Origin of the sequence: Pseudomonas sp. AMR01 (assembly GCF_041946035.1) — a bacterium.
Taxonomy (GTDB): domain Bacteria; phylum Pseudomonadota; class Gammaproteobacteria; order Pseudomonadales; family Pseudomonadaceae; genus Aquipseudomonas; species Aquipseudomonas antarctica_B.
This window is the reverse complement of sequence record NZ_JAUTYR010000082.1, coordinates 1-2,303: the sequence shown is the minus strand read 5'-3', so window position 1 is coordinate 2,303 and position 2,303 is coordinate 1. Positions and strand designations below refer to the sequence as shown.

1 protein-coding gene is annotated in these 2,303 nt (G+C 56.1%); it reads left to right on the top strand.

Annotation, left to right across the window (positions count from 1 at the left end; translation table 11 throughout):
- Positions 1-2,303 (top strand): immunoglobulin-like domain-containing protein (locus Q7C20_RS26590; RefSeq protein ID WP_375071169.1); only part of this gene is annotated, 2,303 nt, incomplete at both ends.

Below are 2,303 nucleotides of genomic sequence, written 5' to 3'. Positions count from 1 at the left end.
GTCAACACGACGATCACCAACGCTACTGGCGGCAACTTCGAGAACCTAGTACCGAATCCAGCTCCGGCTGTGACCACGATCACAGACTCGATCGACACCACCACCGTCACCCTGACCGCAGATAACTCGGTTGTTGAAGGCGGCAACATCACTTACACCGCTACGCTGACTAACCCAGCGCAGACTGCGGTGACAGTGACCCTGAGCAATGGTCAAACCATCGTTATTGAGGCCGGCAAATCTGCTGGCTCGGTAGTGTTTGAAACCCCGGCCAACGATGCCTACAACAACGGTTCGAACGTCAACACGACGATCACCAACGCTACGGGCGGCAATTTCGAGAACCTGGCGACCAACCCTGCGCCTGCTGTCACCACGATCACCGACTCGATCGACACCACTACCGTCACCCTGACCGCCGATAACTCGGTCGTTGAAGGCGGAAACATCACCTACACCGCGACGTTGACCAATCCAGCGCAAACCGCTGTGACGGTCAACTTGAGCAATGGCCAGACCATCGTTATTGAAGCCGGTAAATCTGCTGGATCTGTAGTTTTTGAAACTCCAGCCAACGACGTCTACAACAACGGTTCGACCGTCAACACGACGATCACCAACGCTACTGGCGGCAACTTCGAGAACCTGGTACCGAATCCAGCTCCGGCTGTGACCACGATCACCGACTCGATCGACACCACCACCGTCACTCTGACCGCAGATAATTCGGTCGTTGAAGGCGGCAATATCACTTACACCGCTACGCTGACTAACCCAGCACAAACAGCGGTTACCGTGACGCTTTCTAACGGTCAGACCATCACTATTGAGGCTGGCAAATCTGCTGGTTCGGTAGTGTTCGAAACTCCGGCCAACGACGTCTATAACAACGGCAGCACCAACAACTCTGTCAGCACCACCATCACTTCGGCGACCGGCGGTAATTTCGAAAACCTGGCGCCAAATCCGGCACCTGCAGTTACCACTATTACTGACTCGATCGACACCACCACTGTCACGCTGACCGCAGGCGAGACCGTGACCGAAGGCGGTCAGATTACCTACACCGCTACTTTGACCAATCCTGCGCAAACGCCGGTGACCATCACCTTGAGCAACGGCTCGGTGATTACCATCAAGGCGGGCGAGTCGGTTGGGACTGTCCAGGTTGATACCCCGGCCAACGATGTTTACAACAACGGTTCTACTGTCAGCACCACGATCTCCAGCGCCACTGGCGGCAACTTCGAGAACCTAGTGCCGAATCCAGCTCCGGCTGTGACCACGATCACCGATTCGATCGACACCACGACCGTCACGTTGACCGCCGATAACTCAGTCGTTGAAGGCGGTAATATCACTTACACCGCTACGCTGACTAACCCGGCGCAAACCGCGGTCACCGTGACGCTTTCGAATGGCCAGACCATCGTTATTGAAGCCGGCAAGTCTGCTGGAACTGTAGTTTTTGAAACTCCAGCCAACGATGTTTACAACAACGGTTCGACCGTTAGCACCACGATCACCAAAGCAGAAGGTGGTAATTTCGAAAATCTGGCGACTAACTCTGCGCCAGCGGTGACCACGATCACCGACTCGGTCGATACCACCACCGTTACTCTGACGGCGAACCCGTCGGTTGTTGAAGGCGGTGACATCACTTACACCGCTACGCTGACTAACCCGGCGCAAACCGCGGTCACCGTGACGTTGAGCAATGGCCAGACGATCAACATCGAAGCTGGCAAGTCCTCCGGGACTGCGGTGTTCCAAACCCCAGCCAACGATGTGTACAACAACGGCTCGACCGTAAGCACCACCATCACCAAAGCAGAAGGCGGTAACTTCGAGAATCTGGCGGCGAATACAGCGCCAGCTGTGACCACGATCACCGACTCGGTCGACACCACCACCGTCACCCTGACCGCCGATAATTCGGTCGTTGAGGGCGGCAACATCACCTACACCGCCACGCTGACTAACCCCGCGCAAACTGCTGTGACCGTCACGTTGAGTAACGGCCAGACAATCGTTATCGAAGCGGGCAAGTCTGCTGGAACCGTTGTATTCGAAACCCCGGCCAACGATGTCTACAACAACGGTTCGACCGTCAACACGACGATCACCAACGCTACCGGCGGCAATTTCGAGAACCTGGCAACTAACCCAACTCCGGCTGTGACCACGATCACTGACTCGGTCGACACCACTACCGTTACCCTGACGGCGAACCCGTCGGTCGTTGAAGGCGGCGATATTACTTACACCGCCACGCTGACCAACCCAGCGCAAACTGCGGTCAC